The organism is Sodalis-like endosymbiont of Proechinophthirus fluctus (genome assembly GCF_001602625.1).
In the GTDB taxonomy this organism is placed as follows: Bacteria; Pseudomonadota; Gammaproteobacteria; order Enterobacterales; family Enterobacteriaceae.
Genome location: NZ_LECR01000082.1, coordinates 46020 through 46371, shown reverse-complemented (window position 1 = coordinate 46371; position 352 = coordinate 46020). Strand labels below are relative to the sequence as shown.

The window sequence follows — 352 nt, the reverse complement described above, 5'->3', positions numbered from 1 at the left end:
GGCCAAGCTCGAGGAAGCGTGCGCCATCTTCTTCGTTTTGCGCCGCTATAAGGGTAATACAGCGCATGATGTCGGCGACAAAGCTGTTAAACCTTTTATAACTGGCAGCGGAGCGGGCTGAGAGGCGCGCGTTGGCGATCACCAGCGGGATGCTACGGCGGTGCAGCGCCTTGATAAGATTTGGCCACAGCTCGGTTTCCATAATGATGACCAGCCTGGGATTGACCCAATAGAGGAAACTGCTCATCGCCCCGGGCAGATCATAAGGCAGGTAGACATGATGGACATCATTGCCGAACGCCGACTGTACCCGCTCGGAGCCGGTGGGCGTCATCGTGGTTACGGTAATTGG

At 56.5% G+C, this 352-nt stretch carries 1 protein-coding gene; it reads right to left on the bottom strand.

Annotated features, from left to right (window positions below; genetic code table 11):
- On the bottom strand, positions 1 to 352 hold a 352-nt coding region (locus BG74_RS18065; protein ID WP_439895714.1), incomplete at both ends, for a glycosyltransferase N-terminal domain-containing protein.